The following is an 18,007-nucleotide window of genomic DNA, read 5'->3' as shown; positions in this document are numbered from 1 at the left end:
GTTTGTTTCGTCATCACAACAGAGAGGGCTGGACGGGCCGGACGGCGCCGGCCCGCTGCCGCTCAGGCCGTGCCGGCGACCTGGCCTTCGCCGCGGCGGGACTGCCAGAGGGTGACGAAGTCGATCGGCGCCAGCATCACCGGCGGGAAGCCGCCATCGCGCGTCACATCGGCCAGGATGTTGCGGGCGAAGGGGAAGAGCAGGCGCGGGCATTCGACCAGCAGCACCGGCTCCAGCTGCTCGGGCGGGACGGTCACGGTGAAGATGCCGCAATAGACCAGCTCGGCGATGAAGCAGGCCTTGCCCTCGGCCTGGGCATCGGCGCGGATCTGGAGGGACACCTCGAAGACATTGCCCCCCTCCTGGATCGGCCGCGCCTGGACATCGAGCTGGAGGTCGACCCGCGGCTGCTCGCGCAGCGTGGCGAAGATCTCCGGCGCGCCGGGCACCTCGAAGGAGAGGTCCTTGGTGTATTGCAGGTTCAGCACCAGCGGGCCCATGGGGGCGTCGTTGGGATCGCCGTTCGGCTGGTCGGACATCGGGATGCCTTTCGGGAAAAGGGGTGGCGGGTTAGCACGCCGCCCCGCCGGGTGTCAGGGCTTGACCGCGCTGGCATGCGGCAGGCGCCACTGGATGGCCTCGGGCGCCGGCCCGGTCGGGTCGCAGCGGCGCCATTCGCCGTTCATCACCCGCTCCCCGGTCATCGCCAGGATGAAGCCCCAATGGGAGACGACCAGCGTCTCCTCCCAATCCGGCAGGGCGGCCAGCTCGGCGCGGAACAGGGCGGCACGCTGCTCGATCCCCTGGTCCGGCTCCTCGATGGCGGGCCACCAGACCTCCTCGATATGGGCGAAGTCCACCTCCGGGAAGGCGATGGCGAGCTCCATCCGCGGCGAGCCGACATCGCAGGAGAAGGCATAGCGTTCGCGCACCAGCGGATTGACCAGGATCGGCAGGCCGCGCTGCCGGGCGATGGGCGCCGCGGTCTGCAGGGCGCGAGTATAGGGCGAGGCGATGATGCGCCGCAGCGGCATCTCGGCGAGCGCCAGCACCGCTGCCTCGGCCTGTTCCTGGCCGAGCGGCGTCAGGCGGGGATCGGGGATGCCGGGGTCGCGTTTGGTGGCGGTGAAATGCAGGTTGAATTCGCTCTGCCCGTGGCGCAGCAGGATCATGAAGCGCGGCCCCCCTTTCCGCCGTTCATGGTCCATTGTTCAGGCGTGGTCCACCCTGCCGGCCGTTGCGGGCGGGGCCGCGCCACCCTAGATAGGTGAAAAGGAGTTCATGAATGACGGGCGGCTTTCCGGTCGATCTGATCCTCTTCGCCATGATCGCGGCCTTCCTGGTGCTGCGGCTGCGGAGCGTGCTGGGCAAGCGCACCGGTTTCGAACGACCGGTGCAGCCCGAGGCGCGTCCGGGCGGCTTCGACCCCCGTCCGGCGACCATCGATGGCGTGGCCGAGCCGGTGCCGGCGCCCCAGGCGGGCGGCGGGCGCCGCGTCGTGCCCGATCCGCGCACGCCGCCGGGCCAGGCCTTGCAGCGCATCGTCGCGGCCGACCACAGCTTCGAGCCGAACCGCTTCCTCGACGGCGCCGAGGCGGCTTTCCGCATGATCGTCACCGCCTTCGCCGCCGGCGACCGGGCGACGCTGCGGCCGCTGCTCTCGGACGACACCTATGCCGGCTTCGAGAGGGCGATCAGCGCCCGCGAGGCCGCCGGCGAGCGGCAGCGGACCGAGATCCGCGGCGTGCATGAGCTGGGGATCGAGGCGGCCGATCTGCGCGGCACGGTGGCCGATGTCACCGTCCGCTTCGTCACCGACCAGATCAACCTGACCACCGGCCGCAATGGCGAGGTGGTGACGGGCAGCGATGCGGTCACCGAACTGACCGATCTCTGGACCTTCCAGCGCGATCTGCAACAGGCGGACCCGACCTGGAAGCTGGTGTCGACGCAAAGCGCCTAGCATTCCCCACAACACCGCTGCGCGGCGTTGCGGGGGCCCCGGATGAGGGCAGGTCGCCCGAGGCTTCGGCCCCGCCTGCCGTGGCAAAGCCACGGCAGGACACCCTTCAAGAATCGCCTTCTCGCCGCCGCCTTCGCCCTGCTGCTGGGCGGGGCGGGGCCGTTCGATGGCATCCCCGGATGGCCGGGGGAGGCGCCGGAGGCGGCGCTGCCGGCCCTGCGCCGCTCCTGCGAGGCGCTGCTGGCGGGGCCGGCGGAATTCGCCGCGCCCTGGCGCCCGGCCTGCGAGGCGGTCGCCACCGTCCCGCCCGAAGGCGCCGCAGCCTTCTTCGAGAGCTGGTTCACGCCGCACCCGCTCGGAACCGGGCTGGTGACCGGCTATTACGAGCCGGAGCTGCGCGGGGCGGAGTGGCCGGGCGGGGAGCATGCGGTGCCGCTCTATGCCCCGCCGCCGGAGGGGCCGCTCAGGCTGCTCGACCGCGCGGCGATCGAGGCGGGTGGGCTGGAAGGGCAGGGGCTGGAACTGGCCTGGCTGGATGATCCGGTCGATGCCTTCTTCCTGCAGATCCAGGGCTCGGGCCGCGTCAGGCTGCCGGATGGGCGGGTGCTGCGGCTCGGCTATGCCGGGCGGAATGCGCATCCCTACCGGCCGATCGGGGCCAGCCTGATCGCGCGCGGCGCCATCGCGCGGGAGGCGATGTCGATGCAGGCGATCCGCGCCTGGCTCGGCACCGCCCCGCCCGGCGAGGCGGCGGCGCTGCTGCGGGAGAACCCCTCCTATGTCTTCTTCCGACAGGTCGAGGGGCTGGACCCGGAGGCGGGACCGATCGGCACCCTCGGCGTGCCGCTGACGCCGGGGCGGTCGCTGGCGGTGGATGCGGGGGTGGTGCCGCTCGGCGCGCCGGTCTTTCTCGCCACGCGCGACCCGTTGGACGGGACGCCGCTGCGGCGGCTGGTGCTGGCGCAGGATACCGGCGGCGCGATCCGCGGCGTGGCGCGGGGTGACCTGTTCTGGGGCTGGGGACCAGAGGCCGAGACCCGCGCCGGGCTGATGCGGGAGACCTCCGAACTGTACCTGCTACTGCCCCGCTGAGGAGGCAGTACAGTTCCGCCGCCGGCATCCTTTCGCCGCGGGCGCCGCGCGCCTAGATTGCAGGCATGCTCCAGACCCGTCCCCGCGTCGCGCTTTTCGTCACCTGCCTGGTCGATCTCTACCGGCCGACGGTCGGCTTCTCGGCCATCGCCCTGCTCGAGGAGGCGGGCTGCCAGGTGGAGGTGCCGCGCACCCAGACCTGCTGCGGCCAGCCCGCCTACAACACCGGCGATAGGCAGACGGCGAAGGACCTGGCCCGCGCCGTGATCGACGAATTCCTGCCCTATGACCATGTCGTCGTCCCCAGCGGCAGCTGCGGCGGGATGATCGGCCACCACTACCCGGCCCTGTTCGACGACGACCCCGAATACCGCGGCAAGGCCGAGGCGCTGGGCGCCAAGACGCATGAGCTGGTCTCCTTCCTCGTCGATGTGCGGGGGATGGAGAGCGTCGCGGCGCGGCACCGGGGCGTCGTCACCTATCACGACAGCTGCTCGGGCCTGCGCGAGCTCGGGGTGAAGGCGCAGCCGCGCAAGCTGCTGTCCAGCATGCCGGGGGTGGTGGTGAAGGAGATGCCGGATGCCGAGATCTGCTGCGGCTTCGGCGGCACCTTCTGCGTGAAATACCCGGACATCTCGACCCGGATGGTGGCCGACAAGGTGAAGTCCATCGCCTCGACCGGCGCCGATACGGTGCTGGCCGGCGATCTCGGCTGCCTGCTGAACATGGCCGGGCGGCTGAAGCGGGAAGGCGTGCCGGTGAAGGTGCGCCATGTGGCGGAAGTGCTGGCGGGCCGCACCGAGGAAGCGCCCGCGATCGGTGAGGCAACATGAGCGCGGCGCTGCGGATCGAGGACGGGGACGGGCTGCTGGCGGAGGTCGCGGCGCGCGGCTTCGCGCGGGTGGCGGGCGAGGCGCTGGCGGCGCGGCTGGCGCTGCCGCCGGCCGCGCTCGACGAATTCGCGGCGAGCTGGGAGCGGCTGGAGACCGACCGCTTCATGGCCGATGGCGGGCGCTACCGCCGCCGGCGGCATGCCAATTTTGCCGCCCGCGCCGGCCTCCCCGGCCATCTGCGGGGACCGCACCGGCCGCATTTCCAGGCGGTGGTCCATAACAGCCTGAATGGCGGGGTGGAGCGCTGGTTCGCCCCGATCGAGGATGCGGTGGCGGATGGGCCGGCGCTGCGGGCGATGCTCGATCTCGGCCGCGCCGTCGCCGATGCGGGGACGCCGGGCGCCGACTGGTTCGTCGAGGTCCACCAGTTCCGGATCGAGGCCGCGGCCGGCGCGCCGGGCTTCCCGACGCCGGAGGGCGTCCACCACGATGGCGTCGATTACGTGCTGATCGGCATGATCGCGCGCACCAACCTCGCGGGCGGCGAGACGCTGATCACCGATGACGAGGGGACGGAGCTGGCGCGCTTCACCCTGCTCGACCGGCTGGACACCGCCTTCATCGACGACCGGCGGGTGATGCATGGGGTGACGCCGGTGCAGCCGGCCGATCCGGCGCTGCCCTCCTGCCGGGACGTGCTGGTCATCACCTGGAAGCGCGACGGCGGCTGAGGCCGCCTACCGGTTGGCGGCCTTGTTGGTGCCGACATTCTCGTGCCATTCGATCGGCAGCCCGTCCCAGCTGGCGAGCTGCTTGCCCGGCCATTTGCGCCGGACATAGACCCGGAAGCCATCCGCGGTCGCCTCGACATAGCCCGACTTGCCGTCATTGAGCCGGAGATGCTGGGCCAGCTCCTCCGCACGGTCCTGCATGTAGCTGTCGGCCATGGCCGTGATCCTTCCTATTCGGCCCGAGTTTGCCCGATCGGGCCGCGGACGGGGCTACAAAGCCTGGTGTCCGCGGGGCCATGATGGCCGCCTTCAGCCAAGGGGACGGCCTCCATGCAGCATCTTCCCTCCGAACTCTGGCGCTGGGACGCCATCGACCTGGCGCGGGCCATCCGGCTGCGCGCGGTCTCGGCGCGGGAGGCAGTACGGGCGGTGCTCGACCGCTGCGCCGCGGTGAACCCCGCCATCAATGCCGTGGTGCTGGTGCTGGAGGAGGAGGCGCTGGCCGCCGCCGATGCCGCCGATGCCGCCATCGCCCGCGGCGAAGCCGTCGGGCCGCTGCACGGCGTGCCGGTGACAACCAAGATCAATGCCGATCAGCGCGGGCTGCCGACCAGCAATGGCTGCGTGCCCTGGCGCGACCTGATCGCGCCGGAGGACAGCGCCGTCGTCGCCAATCTCCGCGCCGCTGGGGCCATCATCGTCGGGCGGACCAATACGCCGGCGCTCTCCATGCGCTGGTTCACCGAGAATGCGCTGCATGGGCGGACGCTGAACCCCTGGAACCGGGACCATACGCCGGGCGGCTCCTCCGGCGGGGCGGCGGCGGCCTGCGCGGCGGGGATCGGGCCGATCGCGCATGGCAATGACCTCGGCGGCAGCGTGCGCTACCCGGCCTATGCCTGTGGGATCGCCGGCATCCGGCCGAGCTTCGGGCGCATTCCCGCCTTCAACCCGACCATGGCGGCGGAGCGGCCGCTCTCGGGCCAGCTGATGTCCACGCAAGGGCCGCTGGCGCGCCGCGTCGCCGATCTGCGGGTGGCGCTGGCGGTGATGGCGCGCGGGGATGCGCGCGACCCCTGGTGGATGCCGGCGCCGCTGGAGGGGCCGCCTCTGCCGCGGCCGATCCGCGTCGCGCTGAGCATCGACCCGGCCGGGACGGGGGTGCATCCGGAGGTCGCGGCAGCAGTGCGGCGGGCGGGCGAGATCCTGGCCGCCGCCGGCTATGCGGTGGAGGAGCGGGAGCCGCCGGATTTCGCCGGCACGGCGCGGGACTGGGACGCCTTCGCCCATGGCGAGGCGCGGCTGTTCATGGCCGAGACCTTCGAGCGCTATGCCGATCCGGGCGCGCAGGACACCTACCGGTATATGCTCGCGCATTGCCCGCCGACCGACCTCGATGGGTATATGCGCCTCGCCGCCCGGCGGACGACGCGGCAGCGGGACTGGGCGCGCTTCATGGCGGAGGTGCCGCTGGTGCTCTGCCCCGTCTCCGGGGAGCCGCCCTTCCCGCAGGGGCTCGACGTGGCGGGGCAGCAGGGCTTCGATTCGGTCTACCGGGCACAGCAGCCGCTGCTGGCGACCCCGCTGCTCGGCCTGCCGAGCGTCTCCGTGCCGACCGGGCTGACGCCGGAGGGGCTGCCGATGGGGGTGCAGATCATCGCGCCGCGCTGGCGGGAGGATCTGGCGCTGGATGCGGCGGAGGTGGTGGAGGCGGCCTGTCCGATGGCGACGCCGGTCATCGGCTAACGACTGACGGGGCCCGGGGGGAAGCTTTCCCCCCGGCGGGGGTGCGGGGGCAGAGCCCCCGCCTTACCGGAACACCGGCGGCGAATCATCCTCCGGCAGGTCGGGCAGCGGCACCTCGATGCGCACCGTGCTCGGGTCCACGCCCGTGCCCCTGTCGATCCAGTACGTCACGCTCTGCGGCCAGAAGATGACGATGGCGACCAGCACCAGCTGCAGGAACACCCAGGGGATGGCGCCCCAGTAGATGTCGCTGCTGCGGACCTCCTTGGGCGCGATGCCGCGGAGGTAGAAGAGCGCGAAGCCGAAGGGCGGGTGCATGAAGCTGGTCTGCATGTTCACGCAGATCAGCACGCCGAACCAGACGAGATCGATGCCGAGCTTGGCCGCGACGGGAGCCAGCAGCGGGATGACGATGAAGGCGATCTCGAAGAAGTCGAGGAAGAAGGCCAGGAAGAAGATGAAGATGTTGACCGCGATGAGGAAGCCGGTCGCGCCGCCCGGCAGCTTCATCAGCATGTGCTCGATCCAGAGCGAGCCGTCGACGCCCTGGAAGACCAGGCTGAACACCGTGGCGCCCATCAGGATGAAGATCACCATGGCGGTGATCCGCATGGTGTTCTCCATCGCCTGGCGCAGCAGCGGCCAGGTGAAGCGGCCATTGACCCAGGCGAGGCCGATGGCGCCGACCGCGCCCATCGCGCCCGCCTCGGTCGGCGTGGCGAGGCCGAGGAAGATGGTGCCGAGCACGAGGAAGATCAGCACGATGGAGGGCACCATGCCCTTCGCCACGCGCCAGATCAGCGGCCAGCCGCGCTGGGTCAGCGCCTCGTCCGGCAGGGGCGGCACCTTGTGGGGCGCGAAGATGCTGACGCCGGCGATGAACAGGATGAAGAGCAGGACCTGCAGGATGGAAGGCCCGATCGCGCCCGCATACATGTCGCCGACCGACTTGCCGAGCTGGTCGCCGAGGACGATGAGCACGAGCGAGGGCGGGATGACCTGGGTGATGGTGCCGGAGGCCGCGATCACGCCGGTGGCGATCCGCATGTCGTAGCCGTAGCGCATCATGATGGGCAGCGAGATCATGCCCATGGCGATGACCGAGGCGGCGACCGTGCCGGTGATGGCGCCGAGCACCGCACCGACCAGGATGACGGCATAGGCGAGGCCGCCCGGAATCTTGCCGAAGAGCTGGCCAGTGCCCTCCAGCAGATCCTCGGCCAGGCCGCATCGTTCGAGGATGGCGCCCATCAGGGTGAAGAAGGGGATCGAGAGCAGCAGGTCGTTCTGCACGATCCCGAAGACGCGAAGCGGCAGGTTGCCGAGATAGGAGGGCGTGAAGAAGCCCAGCTCGATCGAGAGGAAGCCGAAGAACAGCCCCGTCGCGGCGAGGCTGAAGGCGACCGGGAAGCCGATCAGCAGGAAGACGACCAGCCCGCCGAACATCAGCGGGGCCATCACATCCATGTCGAGGGTCATCGGATCGGTGGGTCCTGGTTCATTGCTCGGGGCGGTGGTACTCGACCACCACCTCGGCCGAGGGCCGGATGCCGCGGAGCAGGGCGATGCGCTTGATCAGCTCCGAAAAGCCCTGGAGCGTCAGCAGGAAGAAGCCGACCGGCAGCAGCAGCTTCACCGGCCAGCGCATCAGCCCGCCGGCATTGGGGCTGCCCTCGGACCGCACCCAGCTATCGACGAAGAAGGGCCAGGTCATCCAGGCGAGCAGCATGACCGCCGGCAGCATGAAGACGATGAAGCCGAAGACATCGATCCAGAGCCGGGTGCGCTCGGAGACATTGCCATAGAGCAGGTCCACCCGGACATGCTCGTTCCGGAACAGGGTATAGGAGGCGCCGAGCAGGACGATGGCGCCGAACAGGTACCACTGCACCTCCAGCCAGGCATTGGAGCTGTAGGAGACGCCGTAGCGCACGAAGGCATTGCCGGCGCTGATGACGCAGGCGGCGAGCACCGCCCAGTCGGCCAGCTTGCCGACCGCGGCATTCAGCTTGTCCACGCCACGGCTGAAGGCGAGCAGGGGACCCATTCTACACCAGCCTCCCAGGCGCCCTAGCGGCGCTGCTGCTGTTCCTGCGACTGCATGAAATAGCCGAAATTGTCGAAGCTGCTCTCGGCCACGCGGAACCACTGGTACTGGCTGTCGCGGAAGGCGCGCCAGTGGTCATAGACCTTCCTGAAGGCCGGGTTCTTGGCCGCCGTCTCGTCATAGAGCTCGAAGGCGGCCTTGTAGCAGGCCTGCATCACCTCGCGCGGGAAGGCGCGGAGCTGGGTGCCGGCGCCGATCAGGCGGCGCAGCGCCTGCGGGTTCTGCACGTCGTATTTGGCCATGGTCTCGATGGTGCTGTCGCGGCAGGCGCTTTCCAGCGCGTCCTTGTAGATCTGCGGCAGCTCCTCATACTTCGCGCGGGCGATGTAGAAGGAGAGGTTCAGCGAACCCTCCCACCAGCCCGGGTAGTAGTAGTACTGGGCGACGCGGTTGAAGCCGAGCTTCTCGTCGTCATAGGGGCCGATCCATTCCGCGGCATCGATCGTGCCCTTCTCCAGCGCCGGGTAGATATCGCCGCCGGCGATCTGCTGCGGCACGACGCCGAGCTTCTGGAGAACATTGCCGGCGAAGCCGCCGACGCGGAATTTCAGGCCCGAGAGATCCTGGACGGTCTTGATCTCCTTGCGGAACCAGCCGCCCATCTGGGCGCCCGTATTGCCGGCGGGGATGGAGACGGTATTGAAGCCCTCGAAGAACTCCTTGAGGATCTCCCGCCCGCCGCCGGCCTGCAGCCAGGCGTTGTTCTGGCGCATATTGAGCCCGAAGGGCACGGCGCCGTCGAAGGCGAAGGTCGGGTCCTTGCCGACGAAGTAGTAGCTGGCGGTATGGGCGCATTCGACCGTGCCGTTCTGGACGGCATCGGCGACCGCGAGGCCCGGGACCAGCTCCCCGGCGGCGAAGACCCGGATCTGGAACTTGTTGTCGGTCAGCGCGGCGACGCGCTTCGCGACGTGTTCACCGGCGCCGTAAATCGTGTCGAGCGATTTCGGGAAGGAGGAGGCGCAGCGCCAGCGCACCTCCGGCATCGCCTGCGCCAGGGCAGGGGTGGCCAAGGCCAGCGTGCCGGCGGCTGCGGCGCCGGCGAACAACCCACGACGATCCATTGTCAAGCTTGTCTCCCGGACGAAGCAGTCCCCTGGCGCCAGCGGCGCGAAGGCGCTCTCTATCCTCTCATTGCGCGGTTGTTAAGTGAGTGTTTTTCCATGGTTGGCAACGGTCGGGGCGGCAAAGGCCCCTTCGCGCCGGTCGCGAGGCCGGGATAGGATGCCCGCCGTGCCATCCATCCTTCCCATTCCGTGCTGACGGCGCTCGCCCTCGGCCTTCTCGGCTTCCCCCTGCTGGCAGCGCTGGCCCTGCCGCTCGGGCGGCGTGGCGGGCTGGTGGTGCATGGGGGCTCGGCCGGGCTCTGCCTGCTGCTGGCGCTGGCGGCCGGCGGCAGCCTCGGCTTCGGCCTGCCGGAGGGGGTGCTGGGGCTGCCCTTCGGCCCGGCCTGGGGCGGGGCGGGGCTGGCGATGGACGGGCTCTCGGCCTGGTTCCTGCTGCTGCTCGGCCTGGCGGGGGCCTCGGCCTCGGTCTTCGCCCTCGGCGGGCCGCCGCGCGGGCTGGTGGCCTGGCCGCTCTTCCTCTTCGGCATGGCGCTGGCGCTGCTGGCCGCCGACAGCTTCACCCTGCTGCTCGGCTTCGAGGCGATGTCCGTCGCCTCCTGGGCCCTGGTCGCGCTGGACCACCGGGAGGAGTCGAACCGGGCGGCGGCGCGGCTCTATCTCGTCTTCGCGGCACTGGCCGGGCTCTGCCTCGTCGCCGCGTTCGGCCTGCTGGGCGCGGTGGAATTCGCCGCCATCCGGGCGGTGCCGCCGGAGGGCTGGCGGGCGAATGCGGTGCTGGTCCTGGCGCTCCTCGGGGCGGGGACCAAGGCGGGGCTGGTGCCGCTGCATGCCTGGCTGCCGCTCGCCCATGCCGCGGCGCCGAGCCATGCCTCGGCGCTGATGTCGGGGGTGATGACCAAGGTTGCGCTCTATGTGCTGGCGCGGCTGCTGCTCGACCTTGCCGGGCCGGTGCAGCCGGGCTGGTGGGGGCTGCCGCTGCTGGCCCTCGGTGCCGCCTCGGCGGTGTTCGGGGCGCTGCGCGCCAATCTCGAAGAGGATACGAAGACGCTCCTCGCCTGCTCGACCATCGAGCATGTAGGGCTGGTGACGATGGGCCTCGGCCTCGCGCTGCTGTTCCGCGGCGCCGATCTCGGGGCGCTGGCGGCGCTGGCGGCGGGGGCGGCATTGCTGCACGCGCTGGCGCATGGGCTGTTCAAGACGCTGCTCTTCCTCGTCGCCGGGGCGGTGCTGCATGCGGCGGGCAGCCGGCGGCTCGACCGGCTCGGCGGCCTGATCCATGCCATGCCGCGCACGGCGGTCCTGGCGCTGGTCGGGCTGGGCGCGGCGGCGGCGCTGCCGCCTCTTTCCGGCTTCGCCAGCGAATGGCTGCTGCTGCAGGCGCTGCTGGCCGGCTGGCGGCTCGATGAATTCGGCGCCCAGATGGCCGCGGCGGCGGCGCTGGCCCTGGTCGCCATGGCGGCGGCGCTGGCCGCGGCGGCGATGCTGCGCTTCTTCGGCATGGCCTTCCTCGGCCGGCCGCGCAGCCCGCGCGGCGCCGGGGCGCGGGAGGCGGGGCGGTTCGAGCTTCTCGCCCTGCTGCTGCCGGCGGGGCTGACCCTGCTGATCGGACTGGTTCCGGGCGCGGCGCTGGCCCTGGCGGAGCCGGCGATCCGGCTGCTGGCCGGCGCGGCGCAGGTGCCGGCCCAGGGGATAGCGCAGGGCGTGGGTCTGGCGGCGGGCGAGGGGCAGGCGGGGCTGCTGCCGCTCTCGGTCGCGCTGCTGCTCGGCCTGGCGGGGGTGGGGGCCTGGGCGGTGATCCGCTGGCGCTCGCCCGGCGCGACGCGGCGGGGGCCGGTCTGGAATTGCGGCTTCATCGACCCGCCGGAGCACCTGATCTTCGGCGACCCGCTGAGCCAGCCGAGCGCCGCCGGCCTCGCCCAGCCGCTGCGGCGGATGCTGGGCGGGGCGCTGCTGGCGGGGCGCGAGGCGGTGGCGATGCCGTCCCCCGGCGAGACCCGCCCGGCGCGGCTCGAGGCGGGTTTCGCCGATCCCTCCGGCCGGTTCCTGCTCACCCCGGCGGCGCGGCTGCGGGATGCGGTGGCGGCGCAGGTGGAGCGGCTGCGCGACCTCTCGATCCGCGGCTGCCTCTCAATGGCTTTTGGCACGCTGGTCGGGCTGCTGGCGCTGCTGGCCTGGCTGGAGGGTGGCTAGGTGCTGATCCTCGGTTCGATTCTCGTGCAGCTCCTGCACCTGGCGCTGGTGCTGGCGGCGGCGCCGCTGGTCATCGGCCTGGTGCGCTGGCTGAAGGCGCGGATGATGGGGCGGCGTGGCGCCTCCCCGCTGCAGCCCTGGCGGGACCTGCTGAAGCTGCTGCGCAAGCGCCCGGTGCTGGCGGAGAATGCCTCCGTCATCTCGGAGGTCGCGCCCTTTGCCGGCTTCGCCGCGACGGCGGTGGCGGTGGCGCTGGTGCCGAGCTTCGCCCGCGGCATGCTGCTGGCCCCGGTCGGCGATCTGGTGCTGCTGGCCGGGCTGCTGGCGCTCGCGCGGATGGCGCTGGCGCTCGCCGGGATGGATGTCGGCACCGCCTTCGGCGGCATGGGCGCGGCGCGGGAGATGAGTTTTTCGGCCTTCGCCGAGCCGGCCCTGCTGCTCTGCGTGCTGACCTTTGCGATCCTGGCGGGCACGACCAACCTGGATGCGGTCTCGGCCACCTTCCACGACGGGGCGCTCGGGCTGCGGGTCTCGCTCGGGCTGGCGGCGGTGGCGATGCTGGCGGTGGCGGTGGCGGAGAATGGCCGCATTCCGGTCGATAATCCGGCGACGCATCTCGAACTCACCATGGTGCATGAGGCGATGCTGCTGGAGGCCTCGGGGCGGCACCTCGCCCTCTGGGACTATGCGGCGGCGCTGCGGCTGACCCTCTGGCTGGCCCTGGTGGCGGCGGTCTTCCTGCCCTTCGGCGCGGCGCCGGCCGGCAGCGGGCCGTTGGCCTGGCTGGTCGGGCTGCTGGCCTGGGCGGTGAAGATGGGCGGGCTCTGCCTGATGCTCGCCGGTTTCGAGAGCGCGGTCGCCAAGATGCGGGTCTTCCGGGTGCCGGAATTCCTCGGCGCGGCGCTGCTGCTGGCGCTGCTGGCCGCCGCCTTGCTCTTCGTCTCGACAGGCCTCGCATGACCTTCGGCCAGCTTCCCTATGACGTCGCGCATCTGCTGGGCGGCGGGATGCTGCTGCTCTCCTTCATGCTGCTCTATCAGCGGCGGGTCGGGGCGGTGGTGAATGCGCTGGCGACGCAGGGCGCGCTGCTCGCCGCCGCCGCGGCCTGGCAGGGCTTCGTGCAGGATGCGCCGCAGCTCTACCTCACCGCGCTGATCGCGCTCGGCGCCAAGGCGGTGCTGATCCCGCTGGCCCTCAGGCTGCTGATCCGCCGGCTGGCCCTGGCGCGCGGGGTGGACACGGCGCTCGGCATCGGGCCGAGCCTGCTGGCCGGCGTGGCGCTGGTCGCGCTCTCGATCCTCGTCGCGCTGCCGATCACCACCGGCGTCGCGGCGATGGCGCGGGAGGATCTGGCGATCGCCCTCTCGGTCGTGCTGCTCGGGATGCTGATGATGATCACGCGGCGCAATGCCATCCTGCAGGTGGTCGGGCTGATGAGCCTGGAGAACGGGCTGGTACTGGCCGCCGTCGGCGTCGCCGGCATGCCGCTGGTGGTGGAGCTTTCGACCGCTGCGCTGGTGATGCTGGTGCTGGTGGTGGCCGGCGTCTTCGTCTTCCAGATCCGCGGGCGGTTCGACAGCGTCGATATCGCGCTGCTGCACCCGCATCGCGGCGAGGGCGGCTGATGCCGGAGGAGTTCTCCCTCGCCTGGCTCCTGGTCCTGCTGCCCTGGGCCGGGGCCGTCCTGCTCGCTTTCCTGAAGGGGGAAGTGCTGGCGGCGCGGGTCAATTGCGGCGTCTCGGCCGCCGGCTTCCTGCTGGCCCTCGTCGTGATCGGGGAGCCGTTTGCGGTGCAGGGCTGGACCCGGCTGGATGCGCTGAACCTGCCGCTGCTGCTGGTCGCCGCGCTGATCGGCCTGACCACCGCGATCTATTCGCTGGGCGCCGTCGAGACGGAGGCTTTCGATACGCTGCGGCTGCGCGCCTATCACGCCGCCTTCCAGACCTTCATGGGCGCGCAGGCCCTGGCGCTGCTGGCCGACAATATGGGCGTGATGTGGGTGGCGATCGAGATCGCGACCCTCGCCAGCGTGCTGATGGTCGGCGTCCATGGCACGCCGCCGGCGATCGAGGCGGCGTGGAAATTCTTCATCCTCTGCGGCGTCGGCATCGCGCTGGCCCTGCTCGGCACCATCATCCTGCATCTGGCGGCGCAGCCGGTGACGGGCGGGGCGGATGGGCTCTCCTGGGCGGCGCTGCGGGCCGTCGCGGCGCGCTGCGATCCGGGCGTGCTGAACCTCGCCTTCGTCTTCATCCTGGTCGGCTATGGCACCAAGGCCGGGCTGGTCCCGCTGCATGCCTGGCTGCCGGATGCCGAGGCCGAGGGGCCGATCGCGATCTCCGCCGTGCTGTCGGGCCTGCTGCTGAATGCGGCGCTGCATGCGGTGCTGCGGGTGAAGGCGATCCTCGGCGCGAACCCGGATGTGGTGCCGCCGGAGAATCTGCTGCTGGCGCTCGGCCTGGCGTCCGTCTTGGTCGCGGCATTCGCGCTGTGGCGGCGGCGGGATGCGCGGCGCTTCTTCGCCTGGAGCAGCATCCTGCATATGGGCCTCGCCGCCTGCGGCTTCGGCTTCGGCGGCGCGGTCGGCAATCTCGCGGGGCTGCTGCACATGCTCGGCCATTCCCTGGCGAAGTCGGCCGCCTTCTTCGGCATCGGCGCCGCGATCCGGCTCCGCGGCTCGCAGCGCCTCGCCGATCTCGGCGGGCTCTGCGCCTCGCAGCCGGCGCTGGGCTGGGCGCTGCTGGTCGCGGTGCTGGCGGTGGCGGGGCTGCCGCCCTTCGCCCTGTTCGCCAGCGAATTCCTGCTGCTGGCCGAGGCGGCTTCGCATCATGCCTGGGCCGTGCTGCCGCTCGGCCTTGGTTTGCTGGTGGCGGTGGCGGCGAAGATCACCGTGGGGCAGGCGCTCTGCCTCGGCGAGGCGCGGCCGGACCTGGCAGGGCCGGCCCCGGGCTGGACGGTGCTCGGCCCGATCTGGCTGCACCTGGCGCTGGCGCTGCTGCTGGGCGCGGCCCTGCCGGGGCCGGTTAGGGCCCTGCTCGGCGAAGCGGCGGGGGTGGCGGGATGAGCACGGAGCCCGAAGCCCTGCTGCGGCTGATCCGGCACGGGCAGGAACAGCCCTGCCGGCCGCATCCGCGCCACCTGCTGGACCGCAGCCAATGGGCCGCGCTGGTCGAGGCGCTGGCGGCCTCGCCCGAGGTGGCGCTGCTCGGCCTCTGGGCGGAGCCGGCCATGGTGCATGCGGCGCTGGTGATCGGGACGGAGATCCGCCTCGTCTCCTGCGCCGCGCCGGAGGGGCGCTATCAGGGCCTCTCGCCGGTGCGGCCGGCCGCCGCCTGGTTCGAGCGGATGATCCGCGACCTTTGGGGCCTGGTAGCGGAGGACGGGATCGATCAGCGGCCCTGGCTGGATCATGGGCGCTGGCCCGCCACCGGGCCGCTGGCCCTGCGGCCGGGGCCGGCGCCGCTCTCGGTGCCGCAGCCGGTCTTCCTGCCCGTCGAGGGGGAGGGGGTGCATCAGATCCCGGTCGGGCCGGTGCATGCCGGGGTGATTGAGCCGGGGCATTTCCGCTTCCATGTCCAGGGCGAGACGGTGGTGCGGCTGGAGGTGCGGCTCGGCTATGTCCATAAGGGCCAGATCGGGCTGATGCTGGGCCGCCCGCCGCGCGCCGCGGCGCGCTTCGCAGCCCGGCTATCCGGCGATTCCACCGTCGCGCATAGCTGGGCCTTCGCCCAGGCGGTGGAGGCGGCCACGGGGGCCGAGGTCCCGCCCCGGGCGCTCGCGCTGCGGGCGCTGATGGCCGAGCTGGAGCGGCTGCACAACCACCTGAACGACTGGGGCTTCGCCTGCAACGACGCCGCCTTCGCCTGGCCGCATGCCAGGGCCGGGGCGCTGCGCGAGGCGCTGCTGCGCGCCGCCGCCGCGGCCTTCGGCCACCGGCTGATGATGGACCGGGTGGTGCCCGGCGGCGTCACCGACGACCTGCGCCCGGGCGGTGCCGCGGCGATCGAGGCGGCGCTGGAGGCGGTGGCGGCGGAGCTGCCGCGCCTGGCCTCGGTCTATGAGGGGCATGCGAGCCTCGCCGACCGGGTGGTCGGCACCGGCACCGTGGCGCCGGCGCTGGCCGCGCGCTTCGCCGCCGGCGGTGTGGTCGGCCGGGCCTCGGGCCGTGACTTCGATGCGCGGCGCTGGCCGGGCTATGCGCCCTATGGCGCGCTCACCGTGCCGGTGCTGGCGGAGGGCGATGTCGATGCCCGGCTGCGGCTGCGGCTGGCGGAGATCGGCGAATCCATCCGGCTGGCGCGGGGCTTCCTGGAAGGGTTGCCGGAGGGGCCGCTCGCCGCCCCGCTGCCGCAGCGGGGCGGGGAGGGGCTGGGGCTGGTCGAGGGTTTCCGCGGCGAGTGCCTGCACTGGGTCGCGCTCGATGATGGCGGGCTGCTCCGCGCCGCATTTCCGCGCGATCCGTCCTGGCTGCACTGGCCGCTGCTGGAGGCGGCGATCGAGGGCAATATCGTGGCCGATTTCCCGCTCATCAACAAAAGCATCAACGGCTCCTATAGCGGGGTCGATCTGTGATGCGGGGCTGGCGGGACATGCTCTGGCCGCAGCTCGCCCGCGGGCTGTTCAGCCGGCCGCTGACCGATCCGGCGCCGGCCGTGCCGGAGGTGGTGGCCGAGGCGTTGGCGGTGCGGCTGGAGGAGGCGGCGCGGGTGCGGCTCGGCCGTAGCCTGGCGATCCGGCATGTGGATGCCGGGTCCTGCAATGGCTGCGAGCTGGAGATCCATGCCGCCGGGAATGTGGTCCATGACCTCGAGCGCTTCGGCCTGCGCTTCGTCGCCAGCCCGCGCCATGCCGATGTGCTGCTGGTGACCGGGCCGCTGACCCGCAACATGCGCGAGGCGCTGGAACGCACCGCCGCCTGCATGCCGGAGCCCTGTTGGGTAGTCGCGGTCGGCGATTGCGCGGCGGATGGCGGCGTCTTCAAAGGCAGCCCGGCGGTGGAGGGCGGGATCGGCACGGCGCTGCCGGTCGATCTGCTGATCCCCGGCTGCCCGCCGACGCCACGGCAGCTGCTGGAAGGGCTGCTGGCGCTGCTGGAGGCGCAGGCGGAGCCGAAACCCAAGCCGGATTGAAAAAGAAACGGGCCGGCCGGACGGATCCAGCCGGCCCGATGGCTGCCAGAGGCTGCCAGTCTGACAGCGGCTTGCCGGGAAATAGCCACTGCCGAACGTCGCCCGTCCGTCCGCCCGAAGCCGGGCCAACAGGACGACAGGGGCAAGTCTCGGCCAGTCCGCCTCTACGGGAGGTGTGAGGCAGCTTAACTTGCGTTCATGCAGCGCCCCGGGGCAGCACCATGGGGCGCATGAATGACCGCCATGGCCGGGGGCGATGGGACAGTGGGCCGGCCGCGCCCTATCTAGGGGGCCATCCCGCCGGCCCCGCCGGCATCCCTTCGAGGGAGTTTCCCGCGATGATCGATGTCCGCCCCTTCAACAGCCTCGGTGGCGCCAATCATGGCTGGCTGAAGGCCCGCCACCACTTCTCCTTCGCCGGCTACCACGATCCCGCCCGGATGAATTGGGGCCGGCTGCGCGTCTGGAACGATGACGAGATCGCCGCCGGCACCGGCTTCGACCCGCATCCGCACCGCGACATGGAAATCATCACCTACGTCCGCGAGGGCGCCATCACCCATCGCGACAACATGGGCAATGAAGGCCGCACCGAGGCGGGCGATGTGCAGATCATGTCGGCCGGGACCGGCGTGGTGCATAGCGAATACAACCTGGAGCCGGAGACGACGAAGATCTTCCAGATCTGGATCATCCCCGACCGCCGCGGCCTGGCGCCGAATTGGGGCGCCAGGCAATTCCCGAAGGAGCGGCGCGAGGCCGGGTTCGAAGTGCTGGCGAGCGGCCGGCCAGGCGATGCCGGCGGCGATGCGCTGCCGCTGAACGTGGATGGCGCGGTGATGGCGGCGACGCTGAAGGCCGGGCAGGTGCTGCGCCAGCCCCTGGCGGCAGGGCGTGCGGCCTATCTCGTGCCGGCCAAGGGCGCCGTCACGGTGAACGGCAAGCCGCTTGGTGCCCGCGACGGCGCCGGCATCGTCGATGAGGCGATGCTGGAAATCAGCGCGCAGGAGGATGCGGAGCTGGTGCTGGTGGAGGTGGCGGCGGAGTAATCCGCCGCCGTCAGGCTTCACAGGACGAAGTCGCTTTCGAGCAGTTGGGCTTTGGTGATGCCGACGAGGTAGAGGTAGTCGAGGCCGTCGCCGAGGGCGA

The 18,007-nt window shown here is 71.6% G+C and carries 18 protein-coding genes; 12 read left to right on the top strand and 6 right to left on the bottom strand.

Going from position 1 to position 18,007, the window contains the following annotated elements:
* Nucleotides 1-62: 62 nt before the first annotated feature.
* Both secB and JMJ55_RS24735 read right to left on the bottom strand, forming a co-directional pair.
* Complete coding sequence (secB, locus tag JMJ55_RS24740) at nt 63-539, bottom strand: protein-export chaperone SecB (RefSeq protein ID WP_202828292.1); 477 nt, start codon at nt 537-539, stop codon at nt 63-65.
* A gap of 54 nt (nt 540-593) precedes the next feature.
* Nucleotides 594-1,172 carry a histidine phosphatase family protein gene (locus JMJ55_RS24735; RefSeq protein WP_202828291.1) on the bottom strand — a complete coding sequence of 193 codons (579 nt, stop codon included), beginning with the start codon at nt 1,170-1,172 and terminating at the stop codon, nt 594-596.
* Nucleotides 1,173-1,285: 113 nt separating this feature from the next.
* On the opposite strand from JMJ55_RS24735, the gene JMJ55_RS24730 reads away from it, so the two are divergent.
* The 4 genes from JMJ55_RS24730 (at nt 1,286) to JMJ55_RS24715 (ending at nt 4,619) form a co-directional block, all read left to right on the top strand.
* A complete protein-coding gene (locus JMJ55_RS24730; protein ID WP_202828290.1) occupies nt 1,286-1,963 on the top strand; it encodes a Tim44/TimA family putative adaptor protein in 678 nt (225 codons plus the stop codon).
* 42 nt (nt 1,964-2,005) lie between these two features.
* Entirely contained in the window at nt 2,006-3,055 is a 1,050-nt protein-coding gene (gene mltA / locus JMJ55_RS24725; RefSeq protein ID WP_202828289.1) for a murein transglycosylase A, read from the top strand.
* 65 nt (nt 3,056-3,120) lie between these two features.
* A complete protein-coding gene (locus JMJ55_RS24720; RefSeq protein WP_202828288.1) occupies nt 3,121-3,888 on the top strand; it encodes a (Fe-S)-binding protein in 768 nt (255 codons plus the stop codon).
* A complete protein-coding gene (locus JMJ55_RS24715; protein ID WP_202828287.1) occupies nt 3,885-4,619 on the top strand; it encodes a 2OG-Fe dioxygenase family protein in 735 nt (244 codons plus the stop codon). Before JMJ55_RS24720 ends, JMJ55_RS24715 begins: the two co-directional genes overlap by 4 nt.
* Nucleotides 4,620-4,625: 6 nt before the next feature.
* On the opposite strand, the gene JMJ55_RS24710 is transcribed toward JMJ55_RS24715, so the two are convergent.
* Nucleotides 4,626-4,835: a hypothetical protein gene (locus tag JMJ55_RS24710; RefSeq protein ID WP_090664183.1), complete on the bottom strand. Its 210-nt coding sequence runs from the start codon at nt 4,833-4,835 to the stop codon at nt 4,626-4,628.
* Between the two features lie 114 nt (nt 4,836-4,949).
* Here JMJ55_RS24710 and JMJ55_RS24705 point away from each other — a divergent pair, with 114 nt between their 5' ends.
* The gene (locus tag JMJ55_RS24705) at nt 4,950-6,365 is read left to right on the top strand and encodes an amidase family protein (RefSeq protein WP_202828286.1); all 1,416 of its coding nucleotides are present in this window, start codon (nt 4,950-4,952) and stop codon (nt 6,363-6,365) included.
* Nucleotides 6,366-6,428: 63 nt separating this feature from the next.
* On the opposite strand, the gene JMJ55_RS24700 is transcribed toward JMJ55_RS24705, so the two are convergent.
* The 3 genes from JMJ55_RS24700 to JMJ55_RS24690 are packed head-to-tail and all read right to left on the bottom strand — an operon-like array spanning nt 6,429 to nt 9,536.
* Nucleotides 6,429-7,844, bottom strand: coding sequence for a TRAP transporter large permease (locus JMJ55_RS24700; RefSeq protein ID WP_202828285.1), 1,416 nt, complete (start codon nt 7,842-7,844; stop codon nt 6,429-6,431).
* A gap of 19 nt (nt 7,845-7,863) precedes the next feature.
* On the bottom strand, nt 7,864-8,412 hold the full coding sequence (locus JMJ55_RS24695) for a TRAP transporter small permease subunit (RefSeq protein ID WP_202828284.1): 549 nt from the start codon (nt 8,410-8,412) through the stop codon (nt 7,864-7,866).
* 23 nt (nt 8,413-8,435) lie between these two features.
* Nucleotides 8,436-9,536 carry a TRAP transporter substrate-binding protein gene (locus JMJ55_RS24690; RefSeq protein ID WP_202828368.1) on the bottom strand — a complete coding sequence of 367 codons (1,101 nt, stop codon included), beginning with the start codon at nt 9,534-9,536 and terminating at the stop codon, nt 8,436-8,438.
* A 192-nt stretch (nt 9,537-9,728) separates the two neighbouring features.
* On the opposite strand from JMJ55_RS24690, the gene JMJ55_RS24685 reads away from it, so the two are divergent.
* The 7 genes from JMJ55_RS24685 to JMJ55_RS24655 all read left to right on the top strand — a co-directional run bounded on the left by JMJ55_RS24685 (nt 9,729) and on the right by JMJ55_RS24655 (nt 17,907).
* A complete protein-coding gene (locus JMJ55_RS24685; protein WP_202828283.1) occupies nt 9,729-11,729 on the top strand; it encodes a proton-conducting transporter transmembrane domain-containing protein in 2,001 nt (666 codons plus the stop codon).
* Nucleotides 11,730-12,689, top strand: a complete 960-nt coding sequence (locus JMJ55_RS24680) for a respiratory chain complex I subunit 1 family protein (RefSeq protein WP_202828282.1) — start codon at nt 11,730-11,732, stop codon at nt 12,687-12,689.
* Nucleotides 12,686-13,354: a hydrogenase-4 component E gene (locus JMJ55_RS24675; protein WP_202828281.1), complete on the top strand. Its 669-nt coding sequence runs from the start codon at nt 12,686-12,688 to the stop codon at nt 13,352-13,354. Before JMJ55_RS24680 ends, JMJ55_RS24675 begins: the two co-directional genes overlap by 4 nt.
* Nucleotides 13,354-14,793, top strand: a complete 1,440-nt coding sequence (locus JMJ55_RS24670; protein ID WP_202828280.1) for a proton-conducting transporter transmembrane domain-containing protein — start codon at nt 13,354-13,356, stop codon at nt 14,791-14,793. Before JMJ55_RS24675 ends, JMJ55_RS24670 begins: the two co-directional genes overlap by 1 nt.
* Entirely contained in the window at nt 14,790-16,301 is a 1,512-nt protein-coding gene (locus tag JMJ55_RS24665; RefSeq protein WP_202828279.1) for a hydrogenase large subunit, read from the top strand. Before JMJ55_RS24670 ends, JMJ55_RS24665 begins: the two co-directional genes overlap by 4 nt.
* A 17-nt stretch (nt 16,302-16,318) precedes the next feature.
* Nucleotides 16,319-16,858, top strand: coding sequence for an NADH-quinone oxidoreductase subunit B family protein (locus JMJ55_RS24660; RefSeq protein ID WP_202828278.1), 540 nt, complete (start codon nt 16,319-16,321; stop codon nt 16,856-16,858).
* 338 nt (nt 16,859-17,196) lie between these two features.
* On the top strand, nt 17,197-17,907 hold the full coding sequence (locus tag JMJ55_RS24655) for a pirin family protein (RefSeq protein ID WP_202828277.1): 711 nt from the start codon (nt 17,197-17,199) through the stop codon (nt 17,905-17,907).
* The last annotated feature ends 100 nt before the right edge of the window (nt 17,908-18,007 follow it).

Source organism: Belnapia mucosa (genome assembly GCF_016775475.1).
Taxonomy (GTDB): domain Bacteria; phylum Pseudomonadota; class Alphaproteobacteria; order Acetobacterales; family Acetobacteraceae; genus Belnapia; species Belnapia mucosa.
The sequence above is the reverse complement of the archived record's forward strand: the minus strand, read 5'-3'. Positions and strand labels throughout refer to the sequence as shown.